18 protein-coding genes are annotated in these 21,197 nt (G+C 61.0%); 7 read left to right on the top strand and 11 right to left on the bottom strand.

From position 1 onward, the window contains the following. Positions 1–8: 8 nt before the first annotated feature. Positions 9–782, top strand: coding sequence for a benzoate diol dehydrogenase BenD (gene benD, locus RTE01_RS00770; protein ID WP_141334544.1), 774 nt, complete (start codon positions 9–11; stop codon positions 780–782). Here benD and yddG read toward each other — a convergent pair. Further along, positions 779–1,657, bottom strand: a complete 879-nt coding sequence (gene yddG / locus RTE01_RS00775; RefSeq protein WP_134525850.1) for an aromatic amino acid DMT transporter YddG — start codon at positions 1,655–1,657, stop codon at positions 779–781. The two genes, benD and yddG, sit on opposite strands and share 4 nt — an antisense overlap. Before the next feature lie 225 nt (positions 1,658–1,882). On the opposite strand from yddG, the gene fdnG reads away from it, so the two are divergent. The 3 genes from fdnG to fdnI are packed head-to-tail and all read left to right on the top strand — an operon-like array spanning position 1,883 to position 6,475. Next, positions 1,883–4,930 carry a formate dehydrogenase-N subunit alpha gene (gene fdnG, locus RTE01_RS00780; protein WP_141334546.1) on the top strand — a complete coding sequence of 1,016 codons (3,048 nt, stop codon included), beginning with the start codon at positions 1,883–1,885 and terminating at the stop codon, positions 4,928–4,930. An 11-nt stretch (positions 4,931–4,941) separates the two neighbouring features. Beyond that, positions 4,942–5,826, top strand: coding sequence for a formate dehydrogenase subunit beta (gene fdxH, locus RTE01_RS00785; RefSeq protein ID WP_076947191.1), 885 nt, complete (start codon positions 4,942–4,944; stop codon positions 5,824–5,826). Further along, positions 5,819–6,475 (top strand): formate dehydrogenase-N subunit gamma, encoded by a 657-nt coding sequence (gene fdnI / locus RTE01_RS00790; protein ID WP_041145425.1) that lies wholly within the window; start codon positions 5,819–5,821, stop codon positions 6,473–6,475. Before fdxH ends, fdnI begins: the two co-directional genes overlap by 8 nt. 47 nt (positions 6,476–6,522) lie before the next feature. On the opposite strand, the gene RTE01_RS00795 is transcribed toward fdnI, so the two are convergent. Then, on the bottom strand, positions 6,523–6,954 hold the full coding sequence (locus RTE01_RS00795; protein ID WP_041145426.1) for a VOC family protein: 432 nt from the start codon (positions 6,952–6,954) through the stop codon (positions 6,523–6,525). Positions 6,955–7,101: 147 nt separating this feature from the next. Next, positions 7,102–7,920, bottom strand: a complete 819-nt coding sequence (ppk2, locus tag RTE01_RS00800; RefSeq protein WP_041145427.1) for a polyphosphate kinase 2 — start codon at positions 7,918–7,920, stop codon at positions 7,102–7,104. A 338-nt stretch (positions 7,921–8,258) separates the two neighbouring features. Between ppk2 and araJ the strand changes: the two genes are divergently transcribed. Then, positions 8,259–9,410, top strand: a complete 1,152-nt coding sequence (gene araJ, locus RTE01_RS00805; RefSeq protein WP_141334548.1) for an MFS transporter AraJ — start codon at positions 8,259–8,261, stop codon at positions 9,408–9,410. A gap of 42 nt (positions 9,411–9,452) precedes the next feature. Here the strand turns inward: araJ and RTE01_RS00810 are convergent, their stop codons facing one another. The 6 genes from RTE01_RS00810 to RTE01_RS00835 are packed head-to-tail and all read right to left on the bottom strand — an operon-like array spanning position 9,453 to position 16,566. Then, entirely contained in the window at positions 9,453–10,544 is a 1,092-nt protein-coding gene (locus RTE01_RS00810) for an alkylhydroperoxidase domain protein (protein ID WP_134525858.1), read from the bottom strand. Positions 10,545–10,553: 9 nt separating this feature from the next. Further along, on the bottom strand, positions 10,554–11,543 hold the full coding sequence (locus RTE01_RS00815; protein ID WP_141334551.1) for a putative FMN-dependent luciferase-like monooxygenase: 990 nt from the start codon (positions 11,541–11,543) through the stop codon (positions 10,554–10,556). Further along, a complete protein-coding gene (locus RTE01_RS00820) occupies positions 11,540–13,144 on the bottom strand; it encodes a dipeptide ABC transporter ATP-binding protein (RefSeq protein ID WP_115192825.1) in 1,605 nt (534 codons plus the stop codon). Before RTE01_RS00820 ends, RTE01_RS00815 begins: the two co-directional genes overlap by 4 nt. After that, positions 13,141–13,992 (bottom strand): ABC transporter permease, encoded by an 852-nt coding sequence (locus RTE01_RS00825; RefSeq protein ID WP_041145432.1) that lies wholly within the window; start codon positions 13,990–13,992, stop codon positions 13,141–13,143. The genes RTE01_RS00820 and RTE01_RS00825 overlap by 4 nt, the downstream gene beginning before the upstream one ends. Beyond that, positions 13,989–14,933: an ABC transporter permease gene (locus RTE01_RS00830; protein WP_041145433.1), complete on the bottom strand. Its 945-nt coding sequence runs from the start codon at positions 14,931–14,933 to the stop codon at positions 13,989–13,991. The genes RTE01_RS00825 and RTE01_RS00830 overlap by 4 nt, the downstream gene beginning before the upstream one ends. Before the next feature lie 10 nt (positions 14,934–14,943). Beyond that, positions 14,944–16,566, bottom strand: coding sequence for a TIGR04028 family ABC transporter substrate-binding protein (locus RTE01_RS00835; protein ID WP_041145434.1), 1,623 nt, complete (start codon positions 16,564–16,566; stop codon positions 14,944–14,946). A 292-nt stretch (positions 16,567–16,858) separates the two neighbouring features. On the opposite strand from RTE01_RS00835, the gene RTE01_RS00840 reads away from it, so the two are divergent. Then, the gene (locus RTE01_RS00840) at positions 16,859–17,428 is read left to right on the top strand and encodes a hypothetical protein (protein ID WP_041145435.1); all 570 of its coding nucleotides are present in this window, start codon (positions 16,859–16,861) and stop codon (positions 17,426–17,428) included. Positions 17,429–17,470: 42 nt separating this feature from the next. On the opposite strand, the gene adhP is transcribed toward RTE01_RS00840, so the two are convergent. Beyond that, entirely contained in the window at positions 17,471–18,481 is a 1,011-nt protein-coding gene (gene adhP / locus RTE01_RS00845) for an alcohol dehydrogenase AdhP (RefSeq protein WP_041145436.1), read from the bottom strand. 256 nt (positions 18,482–18,737) lie between these two features. On the opposite strand from adhP, the gene RTE01_RS00850 reads away from it, so the two are divergent. After that, the gene (locus RTE01_RS00850; protein ID WP_134525860.1) at positions 18,738–19,337 is read left to right on the top strand and encodes an inorganic diphosphatase; all 600 of its coding nucleotides are present in this window, start codon (positions 18,738–18,740) and stop codon (positions 19,335–19,337) included. Positions 19,338–19,392: 55 nt separating this feature from the next. On the opposite strand, the gene RTE01_RS00855 is transcribed toward RTE01_RS00850, so the two are convergent. After that, positions 19,393–21,105 (bottom strand): ABC-F family ATP-binding cassette domain-containing protein, encoded by a 1,713-nt coding sequence (locus RTE01_RS00855; protein WP_134525863.1) that lies wholly within the window; start codon positions 21,103–21,105, stop codon positions 19,393–19,395. Between the last annotated feature and the right edge of the window lie 92 nt (positions 21,106–21,197).

Consider the following 21,197-nt stretch of genomic DNA (forward strand, 5'->3'; position numbering starts at 1 on the left):
GAGAGAGCATGCGATTTCAGGATAAGGTAGTGGCGATCACCGGCGCGGCCCAGGGGATCGGTCGGCAGACGGCTGAGCAGGCGGCGCGCGAGGGCGCGAGGCTGCTGCTGATCGACCGCTCCCGCTACGTACACGAGCTGGCGGCGACGCTGGCGGAGTCCGGCTGCGACGTGCTGGCGCTGGAGGCTGACCTTGAGCAGTGGGCGAGCACCGAGCAGGTTTTTGCCGAAGGCGTGGCCCATTTCGGCCGCCTCGACGTGCTGATTAACAATATTGGCGGCACCATCTGGGCGCGGCCCTTCGCCGAATATCAGCCGCAGCAGATTGAACAGGAGATCCGCCGGTCGCTGTTTCCGACGCTATGGGGGTGCCGGGCGGCGCTGCCGTGGATGCTACGCCAGGGCAAGGGCGCCATCGTTAACGTCTCGTCCGTGGCGACCGCGGGCGTCAACCGGGTTCCCTATTCGGCGGCCAAGGGCGGGGTCAACGCGCTGACCCGCTCGATTGCCATGGAGTACAGCGACAGCGGCATTCGCATCAACGCGGTAGCGCCCGGCGGCACCGAGGCCCCGGCGCGCCTGACGCCGCGCAATAGTGAGATGCCGACGGCGCAGGAGCAGGGATGGTATCAGCAGGTGGTCGATCAAACGGTGCAGAGCAGCCTGATGCATCGCTACGGGACGCTGGCGGAACAGGCAAACGCAATCCTGTTTCTCGCCAGCGATGAGGCAAGCTATATCACCGGCGTTACGCTGCCGGTGGCCGGGGGCGATCTCGGCTAGCGTCGGGTCGCGTACCAGCAGAGCAGGGAGCCGGCGCACACCATGCCGGCTCCCTGCCAGAACGACCACGACAGGGACGCGCTCAGCAGTACCGCCGCCAGCGCCGATGAGAGCACCGGCGTAAAGTACGACGCCGCCGCCAGCAGGCTGATGTTGCCGTGGAGGATCCCCACGTTCCACGCCGCGTAGGCCAGCCCCAGGGCCACCGCCACCATCACCAGCTTGATAACCACCGGCCAGCTAAAGATCATCGGCGGCTGCTCGCTGAACAGAAATTTCAGCCACAGGGTCAGCGCCGTTAATAATACGAACAGGGTGATACCGTTTTTGCCTTTCGCATATTTGGCGGTCACCGTGCAATAGGCCGCCCAGATAAAGGCGCCGACAAATGCCAGAATATAGCTCAGGGGGCTGGAGACGACGTTGCTGATAATTTCATCAATATTCAGGCCATGCTCACCGCCTAATACCCAAACGACGCCAAACAGCGCAATAAATAAGCCGGGAATAACCAGCCAGGTGCTTTTCTGCTGATTAAAGAGAATGGCGAATAAAATCGTCAGGCTGGGCCACAGATAGTTGACCATACCCACTTCGATCGCCTGCTGGCGGGTGCCGGCAAAGCCCAGAGAAAGTGCGAGGCAGATTTCATAGCTGACAAACAGCAGGCTGCCGGCCAGTAAATAGGCGCGCGGGATCTGCCGCAGCTGCGGGAAGCCAACGGTAAACACCAGCAATATACCGCTGAGGCTGTAGATCATTGCCGCGCCGCCTACCGGACCTAATCCTTCGCTCACTCCGCGAATCAAACCGACCATGGTGCTCCACAGCACAATAGCCGCCAGTCCGGTTAACGTTGCCTTTTTCTTTTCCATCTTAAACCTGATGCCAATACGAATTCAGCTTCGATTTATAACACTTTTCTATTCCACCCGGCCGATATTTTCATCAGTCGTTAATCCTAAGGGGGTAATTAAAGCTGCGGGGCCTGACTATTAAGGGGGCGAGCGTTTTCGACATTGATTTGACGCAATAAAAACAGGGACATTGCTGTTAGTTTCCCCCCCGCGATGAACAAAATTCCTGCATGGAGAAAATCAATGGACGTCAGCCGCAGAAAGTTTTTCAAAATCTGCGCAGGCGGTATGGCCGGAACAACAGCTGCTGCCCTGGGTTTTGCACCCAAAATGGCGCTGGCTCAGGCGCGTAACTACAAGCTATTGCGCGCCAAAGAGATCCGCAACACCTGCACATACTGCTCCGTGGGCTGCGGGCTATTAATGTATAGCCTGGGCGACGGCGCGAAGAACGCGAAAGAAGCAATTTATCATATCGAAGGCGACCCGGATCACCCGGTGAGCCGCGGCGCGCTGTGCCCGAAAGGGGCGGGCCTGCTGGACTACGTGCACAGTGAAAACCGCCTGCGCTACCCGCAATACCGCGCGCCGGGCTCCGACAGGTGGCAGCGTATTTCCTGGGATGAGGCCTTCGATCGCATTGCCAAACTGATGAAAGCCGACCGTGACGCCAACTTTATTGAGAACAACGAACAGGGCGTAACGGTTAACCGCTGGCTTTCCACCGGGATGCTGTGCGCGTCCGCGGCGAGTAATGAAACCGGCATGCTAACGCAGAAGTTTGTGCGCTCTCTCGGCATGCTGGCGGTAGACAACCAGGCGCGCGTCTGACACGGACCAACGGTAGCAAGTCTTGCTCCAACATTTGGTCGCGGTGCGATGACCAACCACTGGGTTGATATCAAAAACGCTAACGTGGTGATGGTGATGGGCGGCAACGCCGCTGAAGCACATCCGGTGGGATTCCGCTGGGCGTTAGAAGCGAAGAACAACAACGATGCGACGCTTATCGTCGTCGATCCGCGCTTTACGCGTACGGCATCGGTGGCCGATATCTATGCGCCAATCCGCTCCGGCACCGACATTACCTTCCTGTCGGGGGTACTGCTGTACCTGATTGAAAATAACAAAATTAACGCCGAATACGTCAGGCACTACACCAACGCTAACCTGCTGGTGCGCGATGATTTTGCCTTCGATGACGGCCTGTTCAGCGGCTACGACGCTGAAAAACGCCAGTACGATAAGTCCTCCTGGAACTACCAGTTTGATGAAAACGGCTTTGCCAAACGCGATGAAACCCTGACCCACCCGCGCTGCGTCTGGAACCTGCTAAAACAGCACGTCTCCCGCTATACGCCGGACGTGGTGGAGAACATCTGCGGGACGCCAAAAGCGGACTTCCTCAAGGTGTGCGAAGTGCTGGCCTCCACCAGCGCGGCGGATCGCACCACCACCTTCCTCTATGCGCTGGGCTGGACGCAGCACACCGTCGGGGCGCAGAACATCCGCACCATGGCGATGATCCAGCTGCTGCTCGGCAATATGGGGATGGCGGGCGGCGGGGTCAACGCGCTCCGCGGCCACTCCAATATCCAGGGGCTGACCGACCTTGGGCTGCTGTCAACCAGCCTGCCCGGCTATCTGACGCTGCCGGCGGAAAAGCAGACGGATCTGCACAGCTATCTGCAGGCCAACACGCCAAAAGCGACGCTGGACGAGCAGGTGAACTACTGGAGCAACTATCCTAAGTTCTTCGTCAGCCTGATGAAATCCTTCTACGGCGACGCGGCGCAAAAAGAGAACGACTGGGGCTTTAACTGGTTACCGAAATGGGATCAGGCCTACGACGTTATCAAGTACTTCAACATGATGGATGGCGGCAAAGTCAACGGCTACCTCTGCCAGGGCTTTAACCCTGTGGCGTCCTTCCCGGACAAAAACAAAGTGGTGCGCAGCCTCAGCAAGCTGAAGTACATGGTGGTTATCGATCCGCTGGTGACCGAAACCTCCGTCTTCTGGCAAAACCACGGCGAGTCCAACGACGTTGACCCGGCGGCGATCCAGACGGAAGTCTTCCGCCTGCCGTCCACCTGCTTTGCCGAAGAAGATGGCTCTATCGCCAACTCCGGACGCTGGCTGCAGTGGCACTGGAAGGGCCAGGATGCGCCGGGCGAAGCGCGCAACGACGGCGAAATCCTTGCCGGTATCTACCACCGTCTGCGCGAAATGTACCGCGCTGAGGGCGGCAAAGGCGTCGAGCCGCTGCTGAAAATGGACTGGGACTACAAGCAGCCGGATCGTCCGGAATCGGAAGAGGTGGCAAAAGAGAACAACGGCTACGCGCTGGCGGATCTCTACGACGCCAACGGCGCGCTGGTGGCGAAAAAAGGCCAGCTGCTGAACAGCTTCGCGCTGCTGCGCGACGACGGCTCGACCTCATCCTCGTGCTGGATTTATACCGGCAGCTGGACCGAGCAGGGCAACCAGATGGCCAACCGCGACAACGCCGATCCGTCGGGCCTTGGCAACACCCTGGGCTGGGCCTGGGCGTGGCCGCTAAACCGCCGGGTGCTCTATAACCGCGCGTCGGCGGATATCAACGGCAGGCCGTGGGATGCGAAACGGATGCTGATCCAGTGGAACGGCGCTAAGTGGGTCGGGAACGATATTGCGGACTTCAACACCGCGCCGCCGGGGAGCAAAACCGGTCCGTTTATCATGCAGCAGGAGGGTCTCGGCCGGCTGTTTGCGCTGGATAAGCTGGCGGAAGGTCCGTTCCCTGAGCACTACGAGCCAATGGAGACGCCGCTGGGTACCAACCCGCTGCACCCGAACGTTATCTCCAGTCCGGTGGTGCGTCTGTACGAAGAGGATGCCGTGCGCTTAGGTAAGAAAGACAGGTTCCCGTACATCGGCACCACCTATCGCCTGACCGAGCACTTCCACACCTGGACCAAGCACGCGCTGCTTAACGCCATCGCGCAGCCGGAGCAGTTCGTCGAAATCAGCGAGGGGCTGGCGAAAGCCAAGGGGATTGCCAACGGCGATCGCGTGACGGTCAGCAGCATGCGCGGCTTTATTCGCGCGGTGGCGGTAGTGACCCGGCGCCTGCAGACGCTTAACGTCAACGGCCAGCAGGTGGAAACCGTCGGGATCCCGCTGCACTGGGGCTTTGAAGGGGTGGCCCGTAAAGGCTACATCGCCAATACCCTGACGCCGAACGTCGGCGATTCCAACTCGCAAACGCCGGAGTATAAGGCGTTTCTGGTCAACATCGAGAAAGCGTAAGGGGCGATTCAATGGCGATGGAAACACAGGACATTATTAAACGCTCCGCGACTAACCCTATCACTCCCGCGCCCCGCGCGCGGGACTTTAAGGCGGAAGTCGCCAAGCTTATCGATGTGTCATCCTGCGTGGGCTGCAAGGCCTGCCAGGTGGCCTGCTCCGAGTGGAACGATATCCGCGATGAGGTGGGGCACTGCGTCGGGGTTTACGATAACCCGGCGGATCTCAGCGCCAAATCCTGGACGGTGATGCGCTTTAGCGAAACTGAACAGAACGGCAGGCTGGAGTGGCTGATCCGTAAAGACGGCTGCATGCACTGCGAAGATCCGGGCTGCCTGAAGGCCTGCCCCTCGGCCGGCGCGATTATTCAGTACGCGAACGGCATCGTCGACTTCCAGCAGGAAAACTGCATTGGCTGCGGCTACTGCATTGCCGGGTGTCCGTTTAACGTCCCGCGCCTCAATAAAGAGGATAACCGGGTCTATAAATGCACGCTCTGCGTCGACCGCGTCAGCGTCGGTCAGGAGCCGGCGTGCGTGAAAACCTGCCCGACCGGGGCGATTCATTTCGGCAGCAAGAAAGAGATGCTGGAGGTGGCGCAGGAGCGGGTCAACAAGCTGAAGGCGCGCGGCTATCCGCACGCCGGGGTGTACAACCCGCCGGGCGTGGGCGGCACGCACGTGATGTACGTGCTGCATCACGCCGACCAGCCGGAGCTGTACCACAAGCTGCCGAACGATCCGAAAATCGATACCAGCATCAATCTGTGGAAAGGGGCGCTGAAGCCGCTCTCGGCGCTGGGCTTTGTCGCCACCTTTGCCGGGCTTATCTATCACTACATCGGTATCGGACCGAACAAGGAAGTGGATGACGATGAGGAGGAACATGATGAGTAAATCGAAGATGATTGTGCGCACGAAGTTTATCGACCGCGCCTGTCACTGGACGGTGGTTATCTGCTTCTTTCTGGTTTCACTGTCCGGGATCTCGTTCTTCTTCCCGAGTCTGCAGTGGCTGACGGAAACCTTCGGTACGCCGCAGATGGGGCGCATTCTGCATCCCTTCTTCGGGGTGGTTATCTTTATCGCCCTGATGTTTATGTTCGTCCGTTTTGTGCAGCATAACATCCCCGACAAGCAGGATATTCCGTGGCTGAAGGGGATTGTTGAGGTGCTGAAAGGCAACGAGCATAAGGTGGCGCGCGTCGGGAAATATAACGCCGGGCAGAAGATGATGTTCTGGACCATCATGAGCATGATTTTTGTGCTGCTGGTGACCGGGGTGATTATCTGGCGGCCCTGGTTTGCGCACTATTTCCCGATTCAGGTCATCCGCTACGGCCTGCTGATCCACGCGGCGTCGGCGATTGTGCTGATCCACGCCATCCTGATCCATATGTATATGGCGTTCTGGGTGAAGGGGTCGATTAAAGGCATGGTTGAAGGCAAGGTGAGCCGCCGCTGGGCGAAAAAACACCACCCGCGCTGGTACCGCGACGTCGAGCGCCTGGAGGCGAAGAAAGAGAGTTCGCAGGGGATAAAATAGGCCTGCCGCGGAATTCTGCATGGCGCGACCGATGTCGCGCCATTTTTTTAGCCTTCGCCGCGCAGGACCTCCAGCCCCACCCGCTGGCCGTAAGAGAGCTCGAGGGTATTGCCGTCCGGGTCGGCAAAGAACACGTAGTAGCCCACCGGCTCGCCGAGCTGTTCAGGCTCGCTGCGCAGCACGCCCTCGCGGCGCGCTATCGCGGTTTTTTCATCGATCTCCTGGCGCGTCGCGCAGGCTACCCCGAGGTGACCGAAGGGCCCAAGCGGGGTATCGGTGTGGCTATCCGTCTGCACCAGCACCAGCGCAAACGGGCGGGTGCGGTCGCTCAGCCACGCCACGTGGCGCGCGGAGGGCAGATCGGGCGAGCGCCGGTGGATCACCTGCATGGCGGTGTAGCGGGTATAAAAATCGATACTTTTTTGCAGATCGCGCACCATAAAGGCGACGTGGGTAAAACCGCTGTCTACTTCCTGCATCATGCTGCTCCTGTTAGGTCGTTTTGTTCTGCCGACAACGGTAATACCTCAGGTTAACTTGAGGTAAAGCGCGAATTGTGCCATTGACGATCGCCAAAACGGGTAGGGCGAAGAGGCTCCCGCCGATGCGGGAGCCGGCGGGAGAGGCTAGAAATGTTCCTTGATAAAACGGAAGGGGTACTCGCTGGATTTACTCTTGCCCGTTTTGCGCTTGGGCAATTTAACCGGATCGATATGCGGGTTCTTGTAAGGGATCTGCGCCAGCAGGTGGGTAATGATGTTCAGGCGAACGCGCTTCTTCTCCTCCGAACGGGCGACAAACCACGGCGCCCAGGCGGTATCGGTGGCGGCAAACATCGCGTCCCTGGCGGCGGTGTAGTCGTCCCAGCGGTTAAACGACTTGATGTCCATTGGCGACAGCTTCCAGATCTTGCGCCCGTCGTTGATGCGGTCGCGCAGGCGGCGCTCCTGCTCCTCCGGGGTCACCTCCAGCCAGTATTTCAGCAAGATGATCCCGGACTCGACCATCGCCCGCTCGACCATCGGCGCGCCTTCAAGGAACTTATCCGTCTGCTCGGGGGTACAAAAGCCCATCACCCGCTCGACGCCTGCGCGGTTGTACCAGCTGCGGTCGAAGATCACTATCTCTCCGGCGGCGGGTAAAAAGGGAATATAGCGCTGATAGTAGAGCTGGCTCTTCTCGCGCTCTGTGGGGGCCGGAAGGGCGATAACCCGAAACACGCGCGGGCTAACCCGTTCGGTGATGGCTTTGATGGTGCCGCCTTTCCCCGCGCCGTCGCGCCCCTCAAACACGATGCAGACCTTCAGCCCCTGGCTGACGACCCACAGCTGCAGCTTGACCAGCTCAACGTGCAGCTTGCGTAGCGCCTTTTGATACTCTTTTTCGCCGAGCGGCTCGGTTTTACCGACGCTGTCGATAGCTTTGCTCTTTTTCTTATTTCCCATGGGCTCTTCTCCGTCGTGTATCGCGCCGGGTCAGCGCTCTACTATGAAGTGTAATAACAGCGCCAGCGTACGGCGGAAAATATTCATTCACCGCCGCCGCGCTGCCCGCTAATTAAGCGGCAGAAGCGATATTCATGCAGCGATCGCGCCGTTATATGGATAAACAGGTCACTTCACGTTTTTGTCTGGCCTGCGGTTGCCGAATGGTCAATAATGCCGACCGAAAGTAAAAACAAAGGGTTATACCGCCCGGGATTGACCTGTTTGCCACGTTGCCCGGCCTGCCGTCGCGCCCGTTTGCGGCCAGGGCAGGCCTGAGTTATTTAAGGTTCAGAAGTATGAAAAAGACGATTTTTTCGTTAGCGCTTGGCACCTTTGGTCTGGGAATGGCGGAATTTGGCATCATGGGCGTACTGCCGGAGGTGGCCCACGACGTGGGGATCTCGATCCCCGTCGCCGGCAATATGATCTCTTATTACGCCTGCGGGGTGGTGATCGGCGCGCCGGTGATGGCGCTGATTTCGAGCCGCTTTTCGTTAAAATCGATCATGCTATTTCTCGCCGCGCTCACCGTTATCGGTAACGCCATTTTTGCCTTCTCTTCGAGCTACGCCATGCTGGCGGTCGGCCGGCTGGTCTCCGGCTTCCCCCACGGCGCCTTTTTTGGCGTCGGCGCGATTATCCTGTCGAAAATAGCCCCGCCGGGAAAAGTCACCGCGGCGGTCGCCGGGATGATAGGCGGGATGACGGTGGCCAACCTGATCGGCGTGCCTGCCGGAACCTGGCTCGGGCACCAGTTTAGCTGGCGCGACACCTTTATGGCCCTCTCCCTGTTTAACGTCGCGGTCTTCCTGTCAATTATCCGCTGGGTGCCGACGCTGTTTGATAAATCGACGACGCGATTGCGCGAACAGTTTTATTTTTTAAAATCACCGGCGCCGTGGCTGATATTTGCCGCGACGCTGTTTGGTAACGCCGGCGTATTTGCGTGGTTCAGCTATATCAAGCCGTTTATGATTAACGTTGCCGGTTTTTCCGAAGGCGCGATCATCTTTATTATGATGCTGGTGGGCCTGGGAATGGTGCTGGGCAACGTGCTCAGCGGCAAAATTTCCGCCCGCTTTAGCCCATTGCGCATTGCCGCCGCCACCGACGGCATGATTGCCGTGGTGCTGTTGCTGATGTTTATCTTCGGCGATCGTCAGCCGGCGGCGCTGCTGCTGACCTTTATCTGCTGTACCGGTCTGTTTGCGCTCGCGGCGCCGCTGCAGATCCTGCTGCTGCAAAACGCCCGCGGCGGAGAGATGCTGGGGGCGGCGGGGGGACAGATTGCCTTTAACCTCGGCAGCGCGATTGGCGCCCTGTGCGGGGGAATGATGCTGACCTGGGGCTTTGGCTGGAATTCGGTTGCGCTGCCTGCCGCCGGGCTCTCCTTCCTCGCCATGAGTTCGCTGCTGATTTACGCTCGCTATCAGCGCAGCCTCCGCTAGCCGCCGCGCGCCGCGCCTGGTGCGGCGCGCGGGGCCGAAGAGTCAATCCGTAAACGGCTCGCCGAGGGTCAGCATCAGGCGGTTTGCCCAGGCGAAAAAGGCCGCGGATTGCAGCAGGTCGAGCTGGGCGAGGGTATCGAGCCCCTGACGCTCAACGGCGGCCAGATGGGCAGCGTTGAGCGCCGACGGGGTGACCGAGACCGCGGCGGCAAAATCAATTTCTGCCTGCCAGAGCGCCGACTGGCCGTCGCTGAGGTTATCTCCCGGCGTCACCGCCAGCAGGGTTTCCACCGCCGTCTCCTCTTTTGCCAGCTGGGCCGCCTTGCGGGCGTGCACCGAAGCGCAATAAATACAGCCGTTAATTTTGCTGGCTACCGTCGCCGCCAGCTCCCTTTCGGCGCGCGGCAGCCCGCCCGGCGTATAGAAAATACCCTTGTCGGTCAGCGTGCGCTGCTCCAGCAGCGGCTGGTTGCGGGCCAGCAGGCGAAAATAGGGTGAGTCGCTGTGGCCATATTTCGCCAGGATGTTGCGTTCGTCCTCGCTGAATTCGTCCAGCGGTTTGGCGGCGATCCACGGCTCCCAGCCCAGCTCGTCGCGGGTGAAGTGCACCGGCGCACGCCTGCCGCTGACCGTCTGCGGCGCGGTATGCCAGAAGCCGGCAACCACCGGCGTCTCCGCGCTGGCCGTCGGCTTACCGTTCAGCAACCGCAGGCCGGCGATCAGCCGGCTCTGGAAGCTCACAAAGGCGATGAGCTGGGCGAGGGTGACCACTGCCCGCAGACTCCAGCCGGCGTGAGTTAACGCCTGCAGCGCCGACGGCGTGGCCTCGATTGGGGTAAAGGTCAGCAGGCGGGCAAATCCCAGCGCCGGGATCAGCCGCGGCGACGTCGGGTCGGCAAGGCCGAATCCGGCGTAGTGGGCGGCGAGGGCGTCGGCCTGGTGCAGCTTGGCCACCTTCGCGGCCACCGCAAAGCGCTCGCTCAGCGGGAAATCCTCCTCCTCCTGGCCAAACAGCGTTTCATAGCTGCCCTGCGCATGGCGGGTGGCCGCTTCGCGCACCGCGCGGGCCTCGGCCAATGCGGAATTCGGGGCAATATCGGCCAGCTCAGCCAAAATATCCTGACTCAGTGTCATGGTGACTCCTTACTGTAGTTGCGGGGCAATATGCTGAGCGATCAGCTCAATAGAACGCAGCGTGTCGCGATGCGAAGGTTCAACGGAGTGGACCTGGAACGAAATATCGGTCACCCGCGCCAGCACGCTATCCTGCGCCAGCGAAGCCTTCACCTGTTCGACATCGCCGACGTGCGCATCCAGCTGAGAGAGATAATCTGTGACAGTGTCACCAATAAGCTGATGCCCGGCAGCGCGGTGCGCCGCCGCCTGACGCCGCAGGCCCGGCTCCGCCACCTGCAGGGCGTACTGCTGACTGTCGGCAACAAACGCGGTGCGTGAAGCGAGGATCCTCGGTGCGACCCCCGCCGGGAGCGCGCTAAGGTAGGCGTCGATAATCGGATTCTGGATGGCGTCCAGCGGTAGCTGCGGTTGACCGACGGGGCGCGGCTGGGTGCGGGAGAGCATCAGCCCGTGCCCGGCCTGGCCCGCACGGATAGCCCCTTCGGCGGAGAACGTGGCAATCCATATGCGCTCCGCGAGCTGCGGCGCCGGCGGGTAGAGATGGTTATCCGGATGGGCCAGCGAATCACCGCGCCAGGCGCTCTGGATCAGATGCAGGTGTTCGGCAAAAACCTCCCCCCGCCGTTCGCTGGTGAGGCCAAAGGGTAAAAACGAGGTCGGCGTGCCGCCGGAACCAAAGCCCACTTCTAGCCGCCCGTCCGCGAGCAGATCCAGCACCGCCGCATCTTCGGCAACGCGCAGCGGATCCTCCATCGGCAGGGTAATGATGGCGGTACCGAGGCGAATACGCTCGGTATGCGCGGCGGCATGGGCGAGAAACACCAGCGGCGATGGCAGGCCGCCCTCATGCTCATGGAAATGGTGCTGCGCAATCCACGCGCTATCGAAGCCGAGTCGTTCGGCGTGGCGGATCTGCTCGGTCGCCAGGCGATAGCGCTCCTTCGGCGCCGCGTCGTCCAGCAGACGGGTGAAAAAGCCCAGACGTTTACGCGTCATGCAACCTCCTTGCTTGAGGTGGAAAAATGAGGAATAGCGGCGATAAGCTCGCGGGTGTAATCGTGCTGCGGCGCGGCGAACAGGCGGCCAACCTCACCGTGCTCGACAACCAGGCCGGCGCGCAGCACCGTCACGCTGTGAGCGATGCGGCGCACCGTGGCCAGATCGTGGGTAATAAACAGATAGGTCAGCCCCAGCTGCTGCTGGAGCTGCTGGAGCAGGGCAAGAATTTGCGCCTGCACCGTGACGTCGAGCGCCGAGGTGGCTTCATCCAGCACCAGAATGGTCGGCTCCAGCACCAGCGCGCGGGCAATCGCCACCCGCTGGCGCTGGCCGCCGGAGAGCTCGCGGGCGGTTCGCCCCAGCAGCTCGGGGGCGAGGGCGACCCTGGCGGCAACCGCCTCGACGCGGGCGCGCCGCTGGGTCGGGCTGAGTCGGTCAAAGTTTTTCAGCGGCTCCTCGATAATTTCCTGCAGCGTCTGGCGCGGGTCGAGGGAGGCGAATGGGTTTTGGTAGACGAACTGAATTTTGCGCCGCAGCTGGCGCTGCGCTTCGCGGCTTAAATGTCCGGCATTGATGCCGTCAATGGCAATCTCGCCGCTGTCGGCGCGCTCAAAGCCGAGCAGGATCCGCGCGAGGGTGGTTTTCCCTGAACCGGATTCGCCGACCAGCGCGTGGGTGCTGCCGCGCCGCACCTCGAAGCTCACGCTGTCCAGCGCCTGCAGATGCGAATGGCCCAACGAGAAGCGCTTGCTGACGCCTTCCAGGCGAATAGCCGGCGTCGCCAGCCCGCGCCCGCCCGCCGGGGCGATGGTGAGGTTTTGCCCCTGCAGGTCGCTGAGCAGCTGGCGGGTGTAGGCGTGCTGCGGCGTGCGGATCACGTCTGCCGTAGCGCCGTGCTCCTGAATCTCGCCGTGGCGAAACACCAGCAGGCGGTCGGCACGCTGCGCCGCCAGCGCCAGATCGTGGGTCACAAACAGCACCGCGGTGCCGGATTCGCGGCGCAGGGTATCGAGCAGGTCGAGAATGCGCTTTTGTACCGTGACGTCGAGGGCGCTGGTGGGCTCGTCGGCAATGATTAAATCCGGCTTCAGGGCGATGGCTATCGCGATCAGCACCCGCTGCTTCATGCCGCCGGAGAGCTGGTGCGGATACTGGTTAAAGCGCTGTTCCGGATGGCTCAGGCCGACTTTCTCCAGCAGGGCCAGCACCTGACTCTTGCGCTCGGCGGCGCTGTGCTTTTGATGCAGACGCAGGATCTCCCCGACCTGGGCGCCGATAGTCTGCACCGGGTTCAGCGAGTTGCCCGGGTCCTGAGGCACCAGGCTGATGCGCGCGCCGCGCAGACTATCGAGCCGCTTACCCGACCAGCCGCTGATATCCTGCGCGTTAATGACGATCTTCCCGCCGTCGCGGCGGGCGTTATCTGCCAGCAGGCCGATAATCGCCTGGGCGGTGGTGGTCTTGCCGGAGCCGGACTCGCCGACGAACGCCAGCATTTCGCCGCGCCTGATGCTAAAGCTGACGCCGTGCACCACCTCGCGCCACTCCTGCCGGGAGCGGTAGCTGATACGCAGGTTTTCAACGCTTAATACGTTCATGCGCGTTCTCCGCTAAATTGACGGCTGATGCGGTTGGCGGCGAGCACCACCGCCACGACTGCCACACCGGGGAAGGTGGTTAGCCACCAGGCGGTTGAAAGATAGTTACGCCCTTCGGCAATCAGCAGCCCCCATTCCGGGACCGGCGGCGGGGTGCCGTAGCCGAGAAAGCTCAGGGTTGAGAGCGCGAGGATTGCCTGGCCGAACTGCAGGGTGGCGAAAGCCAGCACGGCGGTCAGCGAGTTCGGCAGAATATGTCGCCAGAAGACGGCGAAGAAGGTCCCGCCGCTGCCGTAAGCCGCCTCGACGTAATCGCTATGGCGTACGCGGACCACTTCCGCCCGCGCCAGGCGGGCAAAGCTGGCAATCGCGGCGACGCCAACGGCCACGGCGGCGTTAACGGTGCCGAAGCCGAGGATGATGATCACCGTGAGCGACAGCAGCAGCGAAGGGATCGCCAGCAGGACGTCAACCAGCCGCATCACCACCGACTCCACGCGTCCGGCGGCGGCGCCGGCAAGGGTGCCGAGCGCGCTGCCGACGATCAGCCCGATGGCGACCGCCGCCAGCGCCGCGCTGAGGGAGTGCACGGCGCCGTAGACAATTCGCGCCCACAGGTCGCGACCCAGCTGGTCGGTGCCGAGCCAGTGTCCGGCCTGCGGCGCCAGGCGCTGGGCGCCGGGTATCCCTTCCAGCGGGCTATAGGGAGTAAAGAGCTGCGGCGCGACGGCCAGCAGCACGGCGGTAACGATGACCGCCCAGGCCAGCCACAGCCCCGGCTGCAGGCGCAGGGTGCGCCGGCTAAACGTCCGACGGCGGGCGGCGATAGCGTAATCGACCAGGCTCATAGGGCACCTCCGGCAAGCGGTTTCAGACGAGGATCGAACAGCGGCATCAGCAGATCGACCAGCAGATTAATCAGCACGAAGCCAAGGGCCGAGATCATCACCACCGCCTGCAGGACGGCGATATCCTGATTATTCACCGCCTGCTGGGTGAGCTGCCCGAGGCCGCCGCGGCCAAATACGGTTTCGGTAATCAGCGCCCCGGCGATCAGCTCGCCCAGCAGCAGGCCGGCGATGTTCAGCACCGGCAGCAGCGCGTTGCCGATGACGTGCCGCCACAGCACGCCGGTTTCGCTCATTCCTTTCGCCCGGGCGACGGCGACAAAAGGCAGCGCGGCAACCTGGTCCATGCTGCGCAGCAGTATTTGCGCCAGCGGCGCGGAGATCGGCACCGCGACGGCAATAATCGGCAGGATCAGCCCCTGTAGCGGGCTGGGGTTGATCACCGGGACCCAGCGCAGCTGGAAAGAGAACAGCTGAATCAGGGCGATGCCGAGCCAGAAGGTGGGCAGGGAGATAAACAGCACCGGCAGCGATTGCAGGGCGTTACTCAGCCAGCGTAGCCCCGGCAGCCGGGCGGCGAAGGCGAGGGTAAACGCCAGCGCGATCGCCGCGATAAAGGCCGGGATCGCGAGGCTCAGGGTTTGCGGAAGATTGCTGGCGAGCAGAGCGTTGACCGCGATCCCCGCCTGCAGCGAGTAGCCAAAATCTCCGCGCAGCATCGCCAGCAGGCTGTGCAGGTACTGCCGCCACAGCGGGCTATCGGCGCCGTAGGCGAGGCGCATTTCGGCGATTTGCGCCGGGCTGAGGCCAAGGTCCGGATTCTGGAACTTGATCAGCACCGCATCCCCCGGCAGAACCTGCAGCAGCACGAAGGAGAGGGTAAACGCCGCCCACAGCACCAGGACACCCTGGCCCAGCCGGCTGAGAAGATAGTGGCTCATCGTCGACTCCTTAGCGCTTGTCGAGCCACGCGCCGTAGAACGACGGGCGGCCAACCGCTTCAAAACTGACGCCTTTCACCCATTTTGCTCCGGCAAAGACCTGCGGCTCTTCAAAGATAGGGATCACGTAGGCGTTATCCAGCAGATAGCGCTGAGCGTCGCCGGTCAGCTGCAGGCGCTTTTGCGCGTCAACCTCGGCGGAGATGGCGGTGAGCAGGGCGTTGAGCTTATCGTCGCGGAAGCTCTGCACCTTGTCGCTGGAGCCGCCTTTTTGCAGCAGGGCATCGCGGTTGCCCGGGAAGAACATGCTTTTCACCACGTCAGGGTCGGCGCGGCCGACTTCGGACACGGTGAGCGGCGTTTTCAGCGGATCGAGGTTATCGAGGGTCCTGCTGCCGGCGTCTCCGGCCTTGACGCTGAGCGCCACGCCGACCTGGCGCCACTGTTGAGCAACCAGCTGCAGCACCTCTTTATTTTGCGGCTGCGGCAGCGATTCGTAGACCGTCAGCGCCAGTCGCTGGCCATCTTTGGCGCGAATGCCGTCGGCCGCCGCCTTCCAGCCCGCTTCGTCCAGCAGGGCGTTGGCCTTAGCCGGGTCGAAGGTCAGCCTGTCGCTGAGGTTGACATAGCCCGCCGCCGAGCTGGCGATGGCGGAGGTTGCCTGCGGGTAGTTGGTGGAAAACAGGGTATCGACGACCTGCTTTGCGTTAGTGGCATGTAGCAGCGCCTGGCGCACGCGCAGGTCGGAAACCAGCGGGTTGTCCGGGCGGAAGCTCAGGCTGTCGTTCACCCCGCGCGTTGGCGCGGCGTAGAGGATAAAGCCCTGGTCGGTGGTCTGTTTTTCATCGTAGGCCTGCACCTGGCGGATAAAGTCGGCCTGGCCCGCCAGCAGGGCGCCGATGCGCACGCTATCTTCCGGGGTCACGATAAAGGTAATGCCGTCGAGGTTCGCCGGTCCCTGCTGCGGCAGGTTTTTGGGCCCCCATTGATAATCCTTGCGGGCAACCAGCGTCAGCTCGCGGCCCGGCTTTTCATCTTTAACGCTGAACGGACCGGAGCCGATAATATTGCGCGCATCGCCGAGCTCTTCGAAGTTGCGCTGCAGCGTGCTAAGCGATACCAGCCCCGAGCCGATGGTCGCCGTGCCCTGCAGGAAGCCCGGCGACGGCTTTTTGAAATAGAACTTTACCGTCAGCGGGTCGATGACCTCGCTGCGATCGTAGTTGTTTATCACCTCCGAGACCGGCAGGCGGTGGGCTTTATTCCCCAGCCCGTAGGTATCGAAGTTTTTCGCGACCGCGTTGGCATCCAGCGGGGTGCCGTCGGAGAAGGTCACGCCGGGGCGCAGCCTGAAGGTATATTCGGTTTTGTCGGCGTTGGTGGTCCAGCTTTCGGCAATCCACGGTTCGACCGCTAAGGTTTTGGGATTCTGCCAGGTCAGCTTATCGGTGATCTGGTTGAGGATCCCGCCGTTGGGGTAGAAGCCGCCGGCGGGTGGATAAAGGTTGGTGTGCGGCTGCTGCTCAAGGTAGATAAGGGTGCCGCCTTTAACCGGAGTTTCGGCGGCCCAGGCGGAAAAGGCGCCTGATAAAAAGAGTGCTGCCAGCGCGGGCAGGCGAAAACGGCTTTGCATGGTGAATTCCTTTGTTATCTATTGTGTTGTCATCATCCGGCGCGGTTATTGACAAAGGAACGAAGGAATTGCGCTAAGCATGTGCGTAAAAAGCATTAATACGCTTCAGTATTCAAATGACGCCGCGTTGGCGGGAGCCTCTTTTGCCGCTTAACTGCGGGGTGAATGCGTTAAGCATTTTTTATTTTGTCGTCTGGCACTCATCCTATAATTTATTAAAAAGATTGAGATGATACTTAAGGTTGATAGATTAATGGCTGACAAATGAATGTCGCTAAACGGAAAAAGGGTAATGCTGAAATATTTACTGGCGTTGGCGGTGGCGGTATTGACCGGCTGCACCGCGGCGCCGAATTTACCGCCGACCGATACCATAACGAAAGTTAAGCCAATCTCGGCCGGTGTTATTGCAGTGTCCAATAAATACACCTATCGCTTTTATCGCGACGGCGCTCCGCAGGAGTATCAGCGCTACAGCACCTTCTACCAGCGTTTTAATAAAGTCGCCTCGGGCGTGCGGGTAAACTTTGCGGTTGAGCAGCATGAGGTGGTGGCGGAATATCTGGTGGTGCTTGATAAGCGTAAACTGGACGCGGCGCAGCAGACGATATTAACCAGGGAATATAAAGCGACGGCGCTGGATAGTGAACATCTCGGCGTGCTGTTTAAAGCGAGCGGCTACTGGACGGCAGGGGACCCGAACGAGCTTGAAGAGTCGTGGCGGCTCTCCAGCCCGGTGGTCGTTTCGATCAACGATCGGACGCAAACGCTTTCTACCCTCGGAACCATTGCGCTGATCCCGCTGGCACCACTCTTCCCGCTGGTCATGATGTACGGGTGCGCGACGGGGCCGTGCGTATAGCCTGAGCAGACGCCTCTCCCCGATCCGGGAGAGGCGCACCGGCTAGCGGCGGAAGTCGATAACCATCCGGCCGCGGATCTGCCCCTGCTCCATCTCTTTAAAGATGGCGTTGATATCGCCCAGCGGGCGCAGCGTCACTTTCGGCACCACTTTCCCTTCGGCGGCAAACTGGAAGGCCTCAATCAGGTCCTGACGGGTACCGACCAGCGAACCCACCACTTCGATGCCGTCCAGCACCAGGCGCGGAATGTCGAGGCTCATGGCTTCCGGCGGCAGGCCAACGGCCACCACGCGTCCGCCGGCGCGCACTGCGTCAACGGCGGAGTTGAAGGCGGCCTTCGCGACGGCGGTGACCACCGCGGCATGGGCGCCGCCGGTCTTCTCCTGAATCACCTTCGCCGCATCTTCGTTGCGGGAGTTGATGGTCAGGTCGGCGCCCATCTCTGCGGCCAGCTTCAGCTGCTCGTCGTTGACGTCAATGGCGATAACTTTGGCATTGAAGACGTTTTTCGCATACTGCAGCGCCAGATTACCCAGGCCGCCGAGGCCGTAAATCGCAATCCACTGGCCCGGCTTGATGTGGGAGACCTTCACCGCTTTGTAGGTTGTGACGCCGGCGCAGGTGATGCTGCTGGCCGCCGCGGAGTCGAGGCCATCCGGCACTTTTACCGCGTAGTTGGCGGTAACAATACACTCTTCAGCCATGCCGCCGTCAACGGTAAAACCGGCGTTTTTTACCGAGCGGCAGAGCGTTTCGTTGCCGCTATTACAGTAGTCACAGTGGCCGCAGCCTTCAAAGAACCATGCCACGCTGGCGCGATCGCCGGGTTTCAGTGAATTGACGCCGGGACCGACCTGCAGCACCACGCCGACGCCCTCATGTCCGAGGATGACGCCGGTTTTATCACCAAAATCGCCGTTTTTGACGTGCAGGTCGGTGTGGCAGACGCCACAGCAGTCCATTTTCAGCAGCGCTTCGCCATGTTGCAGGGGACGCAGCGTTTTTTCCGTTACATTGACCTGATGGTCGTGAGTGACAACGGCAGCTTTCATATTTTCTCCTTGATATTAGTGACAAATTACGTCGCATTCTCTGTGAATAATACTCATTAAGGATTAACGCTTATGCCGCGCAATGCAAGTTGAATAGGTAAAAATGTGGCTATGATCGTCATGCGTAGCAAAAGGTTCGTTTTTTGGTCAATATTATGGCGGTTAATATTTATGCCATGAATTGGTCATATTCCTTTCATCGCCGACCGGCAGGCTGTTAGCGGACAATTTCTTATAACAACAGAGTGATAACCCAATGCATCTGGTAAAAAACATCATCGCCGCAACGCTGCTCTTCTCCGCCGCCGCTCAGGCCCACAACGTGCTGGATTTCCCGCAGCCGGAAAATAATCCGGAGGAGTTTTATGCGGTTACCGAAATTCCGACCGGCGGCATTATCAAATATGAAACTGACGCCAAAACCGGCTTTATCATCGCCGATCGCTTCCAGTCGATGCCGGTGGCTTATCCGGCCAACTACGGTTCGCTGACCCAGTCGCTGGCCGGTGATGGCGATCCGCTTGACGTGGTGTTCTACACCCGTGCGCCGATGGCACCCGGCACCTTGATTAAGCTGCGGGCGATTGGCGTACTGAAGATGATCGATGGCGGTGAGAAGGACGATAAAATCATCGCCGTTCCGGCCAGCAAAATTGACCCGACCTATGATGATGTTAAGAACATCAGCGATCTGCCGAAAATGGAGCAGGAGCGTCTGCAGGCCTTCTTCCGGGTCTATAAGCAGCTGCCGGAGGGTCGCAAAAAGGTCGAGCTGAACGGCTTTAACGATGCCGCGGCGGCGAAGCAGGAAATTAAACAGGCATGGGATGCCTGGAAAGCGAAGCAGCCGCAGTAATCTGCCACACGCAGCCCGGCCCAGGCTTAACGCCGTGGGCCGGGCGGGTTGGGTATTAACTCAGTCTGGCATTGATTTGTGCGATCTCCTCTTGCCACCGCGCCTGCTGCTGCGGTTTCTGATGCTTAGGCTTGCGCGCCATATCCTCGGCCAGGCGCTGCTCCAGGCTAATCAACCGTTCCAGCAGCGCGTCGCTCTCCTCCACGTAGGTTAGCGCCGCTGGTGCCTGCGCTGGCCGTTCGCTGCGGCCGGTCGCAGTGCTCAGCCGGGCATAGACCTCGTCAACGTCGTGCCATTCGCTAAGGCCCTGGTCGTCGATAAGCCAGAAGCGGTTACAGCTGCGAGCGATCAGCTGACGGTCATGGCTGACCAGCAGCAGGCCGCCGGGGTAGTCCCGCAGCGTATCCGCCAGCGCCTCTTTGCCTTCCATATCAAGATGGTTGGTGGGCTCATCTAACAACAGCAGGCTATAGCGCGCCAGCGACAGCCCGACAAACAGCAGGCGGGAGCGCTCGCCTCCGCTGAGGGTGCTGACTTTCTGCCCGTGACGAGCCCAGCCGAAGCCGGCGGAGATCAGCGCGCGTTTACGCGCCTCCGGCGCCGGAGCGAAGGCCTCAAGCGCCTCCAGCAGGCTGTGATTATCATCCAGCTGATGCAGCGTCTGGTCATAATAACCCGGGCTGAGGCGGGGATGCAGGCGCAGCCCGGCGTCCGGCGTCGGCTGCTGCAGCTGTTGCCACAGCAGGCGCAGCAGCGACGATTTTCCGCCGCCGTTGCGCCCCATAATGGCGACCCGATCCCCGCTTTTCAGCCGCGCCAGCCCGGTGGTAAAGAGGGCGGGCAGGCCCGGCGCCGGCGGGATCGGCAGTCCTTCCATCTCCAGCAGCCGGTCGGCCTGCACCGCGTCGCCGTGTAGCGCCAGCCGCCACGGCGTTCCGGCGGTCACGCTGGTTTGGTTCTCCTGCAGACGCAGTACCTGTTTCTCCATCTGTTTGGCTTTGCGCGAGAGATCTTCGTTGTCATAGACCTGGCCCCAGGTGGCTAACCGCCTGGCGCTGGCGGTGACGCGGTCGATCTCCTTTTGCTCGGCCCTATGGCGCAGGGCGTCGCTTTCGTCCTGCTCCTGCAGCGCCCGGCGAGCGGCGCTGCAGGGAAGAGAGAAGGCGTGCAGGCTGCTGTCGCGCAGGATCCAACTGCAATTAGTTACAGCATCCAATAAGAGATTATCGTGCGACACCACGACGAAGCTCCCCTGCCAGGTTTGCAGGAAGCTTTCCAGCCACAGCAGGGTCGGCAGATCGAGATGGTTGCCGGGTTCATCAAGCAGCAGCAGGTCAGGCTGCTGGATCAGGGCCCGCGCCAGCAGCAGTCGGGTATGCTGGCCGCCGCTCAGGGTGGCCGCCTGCTGCTCGAAGCTGTCGCCTTCAAAGCCCATTTCAGCCAGCAGGCGCTCCGCCTGCCAGCGATGGTTTTCCCGACCCGCGGCGGGGAGGCGAGCGAGTACCGCCTGCACCAGCGATTGTGCTAACACCGCCTGCGGCAGATGCTGCTCCACGCGGGCCATCAGGCAGTGGTTAGCCAGCGCCACGCGGCCGGAATTGGGCGTAAGCGTGCCGTCGAGCACCTGCAGTAAGGTACTTTTTCCGCAGCCGTTATAGCCAATCAGACCAACGCGGTCGCCTTTTTTGAGGGTAAAGGAGAGATCGTTGAATAAGGGGCCAAATGCCGTTTCAACGTACAGAGATTGTGCGGTTAAGAATGTGCTCATTGTGAACTTACTCAAGAGTTACAGGCATGAAAATGCCTCGTCAAACATCGCTGACGATAACCCGGTAAGCCCGAGGGAAGGGGACTAAGGTT

The sequence above is a fragment of the Klebsiella terrigena genome, from assembly GCF_006539725.1.
Taxonomy (GTDB): Bacteria; Pseudomonadota; Gammaproteobacteria; order Enterobacterales; family Enterobacteriaceae; genus Klebsiella; species Klebsiella terrigena.

What these genes read in the sequence shown, in the direction of transcription:
- RTE01_RS00835 (WP_041145434.1), bottom strand. Translation starts at nt 16,566, where the DNA reads ATGCAAAGCCGTTTTCGCCTGCCCGCGCTGGCAGCACTCTTTTTATCA.
- fdxH (WP_076947191.1), top strand. Translation starts at nt 4,942, where the DNA reads ATGGCGATGGAAACACAGGACATTATTAAACGCTCCGCGACTAACCCT.
- araJ (WP_141334548.1), top strand. Translation starts at nt 8,259, where the DNA reads ATGAAAAAGACGATTTTTTCGTTAGCGCTTGGCACCTTTGGTCTGGGA.
- RTE01_RS00825 (WP_041145432.1), bottom strand. Translation starts at nt 13,992, where the DNA reads ATGAGCCTGGTCGATTACGCTATCGCCGCCCGCCGTCGGACGTTTAGC.
- adhP (WP_041145436.1), bottom strand. Translation starts at nt 18,481, where the DNA reads ATGAAAGCTGCCGTTGTCACTCACGACCATCAGGTCAATGTAACGGAA.
- RTE01_RS00830 (WP_041145433.1), bottom strand. Translation starts at nt 14,933, where the DNA reads ATGAGCCACTATCTTCTCAGCCGGCTGGGCCAGGGTGTCCTGGTGCTG.
- benD (WP_141334544.1), top strand. Translation starts at nt 9, where the DNA reads ATGCGATTTCAGGATAAGGTAGTGGCGATCACCGGCGCGGCCCAGGGG.
- RTE01_RS00840 (WP_041145435.1), top strand. Translation starts at nt 16,859, where the DNA reads ATGCTGAAATATTTACTGGCGTTGGCGGTGGCGGTATTGACCGGCTGC.
- RTE01_RS00810 (WP_134525858.1), bottom strand. Translation starts at nt 10,544, where the DNA reads ATGACACTGAGTCAGGATATTTTGGCTGAGCTGGCCGATATTGCCCCG.
- ppk2 (WP_041145427.1), bottom strand. Translation starts at nt 7,920, where the DNA reads ATGGGAAATAAGAAAAAGAGCAAAGCTATCGACAGCGTCGGTAAAACC.
- RTE01_RS00820 (WP_115192825.1), bottom strand. Translation starts at nt 13,144, where the DNA reads ATGAACGTATTAAGCGTTGAAAACCTGCGTATCAGCTACCGCTCCCGG.
- RTE01_RS00795 (WP_041145426.1), bottom strand. Translation starts at nt 6,954, where the DNA reads ATGCAGGAAGTAGACAGCGGTTTTACCCACGTCGCCTTTATGGTGCGC.
- yddG (WP_134525850.1), bottom strand. Translation starts at nt 1,657, where the DNA reads ATGGAAAAGAAAAAGGCAACGTTAACCGGACTGGCGGCTATTGTGCTG.
- fdnI (WP_041145425.1), top strand. Translation starts at nt 5,819, where the DNA reads ATGAGTAAATCGAAGATGATTGTGCGCACGAAGTTTATCGACCGCGCC.
- RTE01_RS00815 (WP_141334551.1), bottom strand. Translation starts at nt 11,543, where the DNA reads ATGACGCGTAAACGTCTGGGCTTTTTCACCCGTCTGCTGGACGACGCG.
- RTE01_RS00855 (WP_134525863.1), bottom strand. Translation starts at nt 21,105, where the DNA reads ATGAGCACATTCTTAACCGCACAATCTCTGTACGTTGAAACGGCATTT.
- RTE01_RS00850 (WP_134525860.1), top strand. Translation starts at nt 18,738, where the DNA reads ATGCATCTGGTAAAAAACATCATCGCCGCAACGCTGCTCTTCTCCGCC.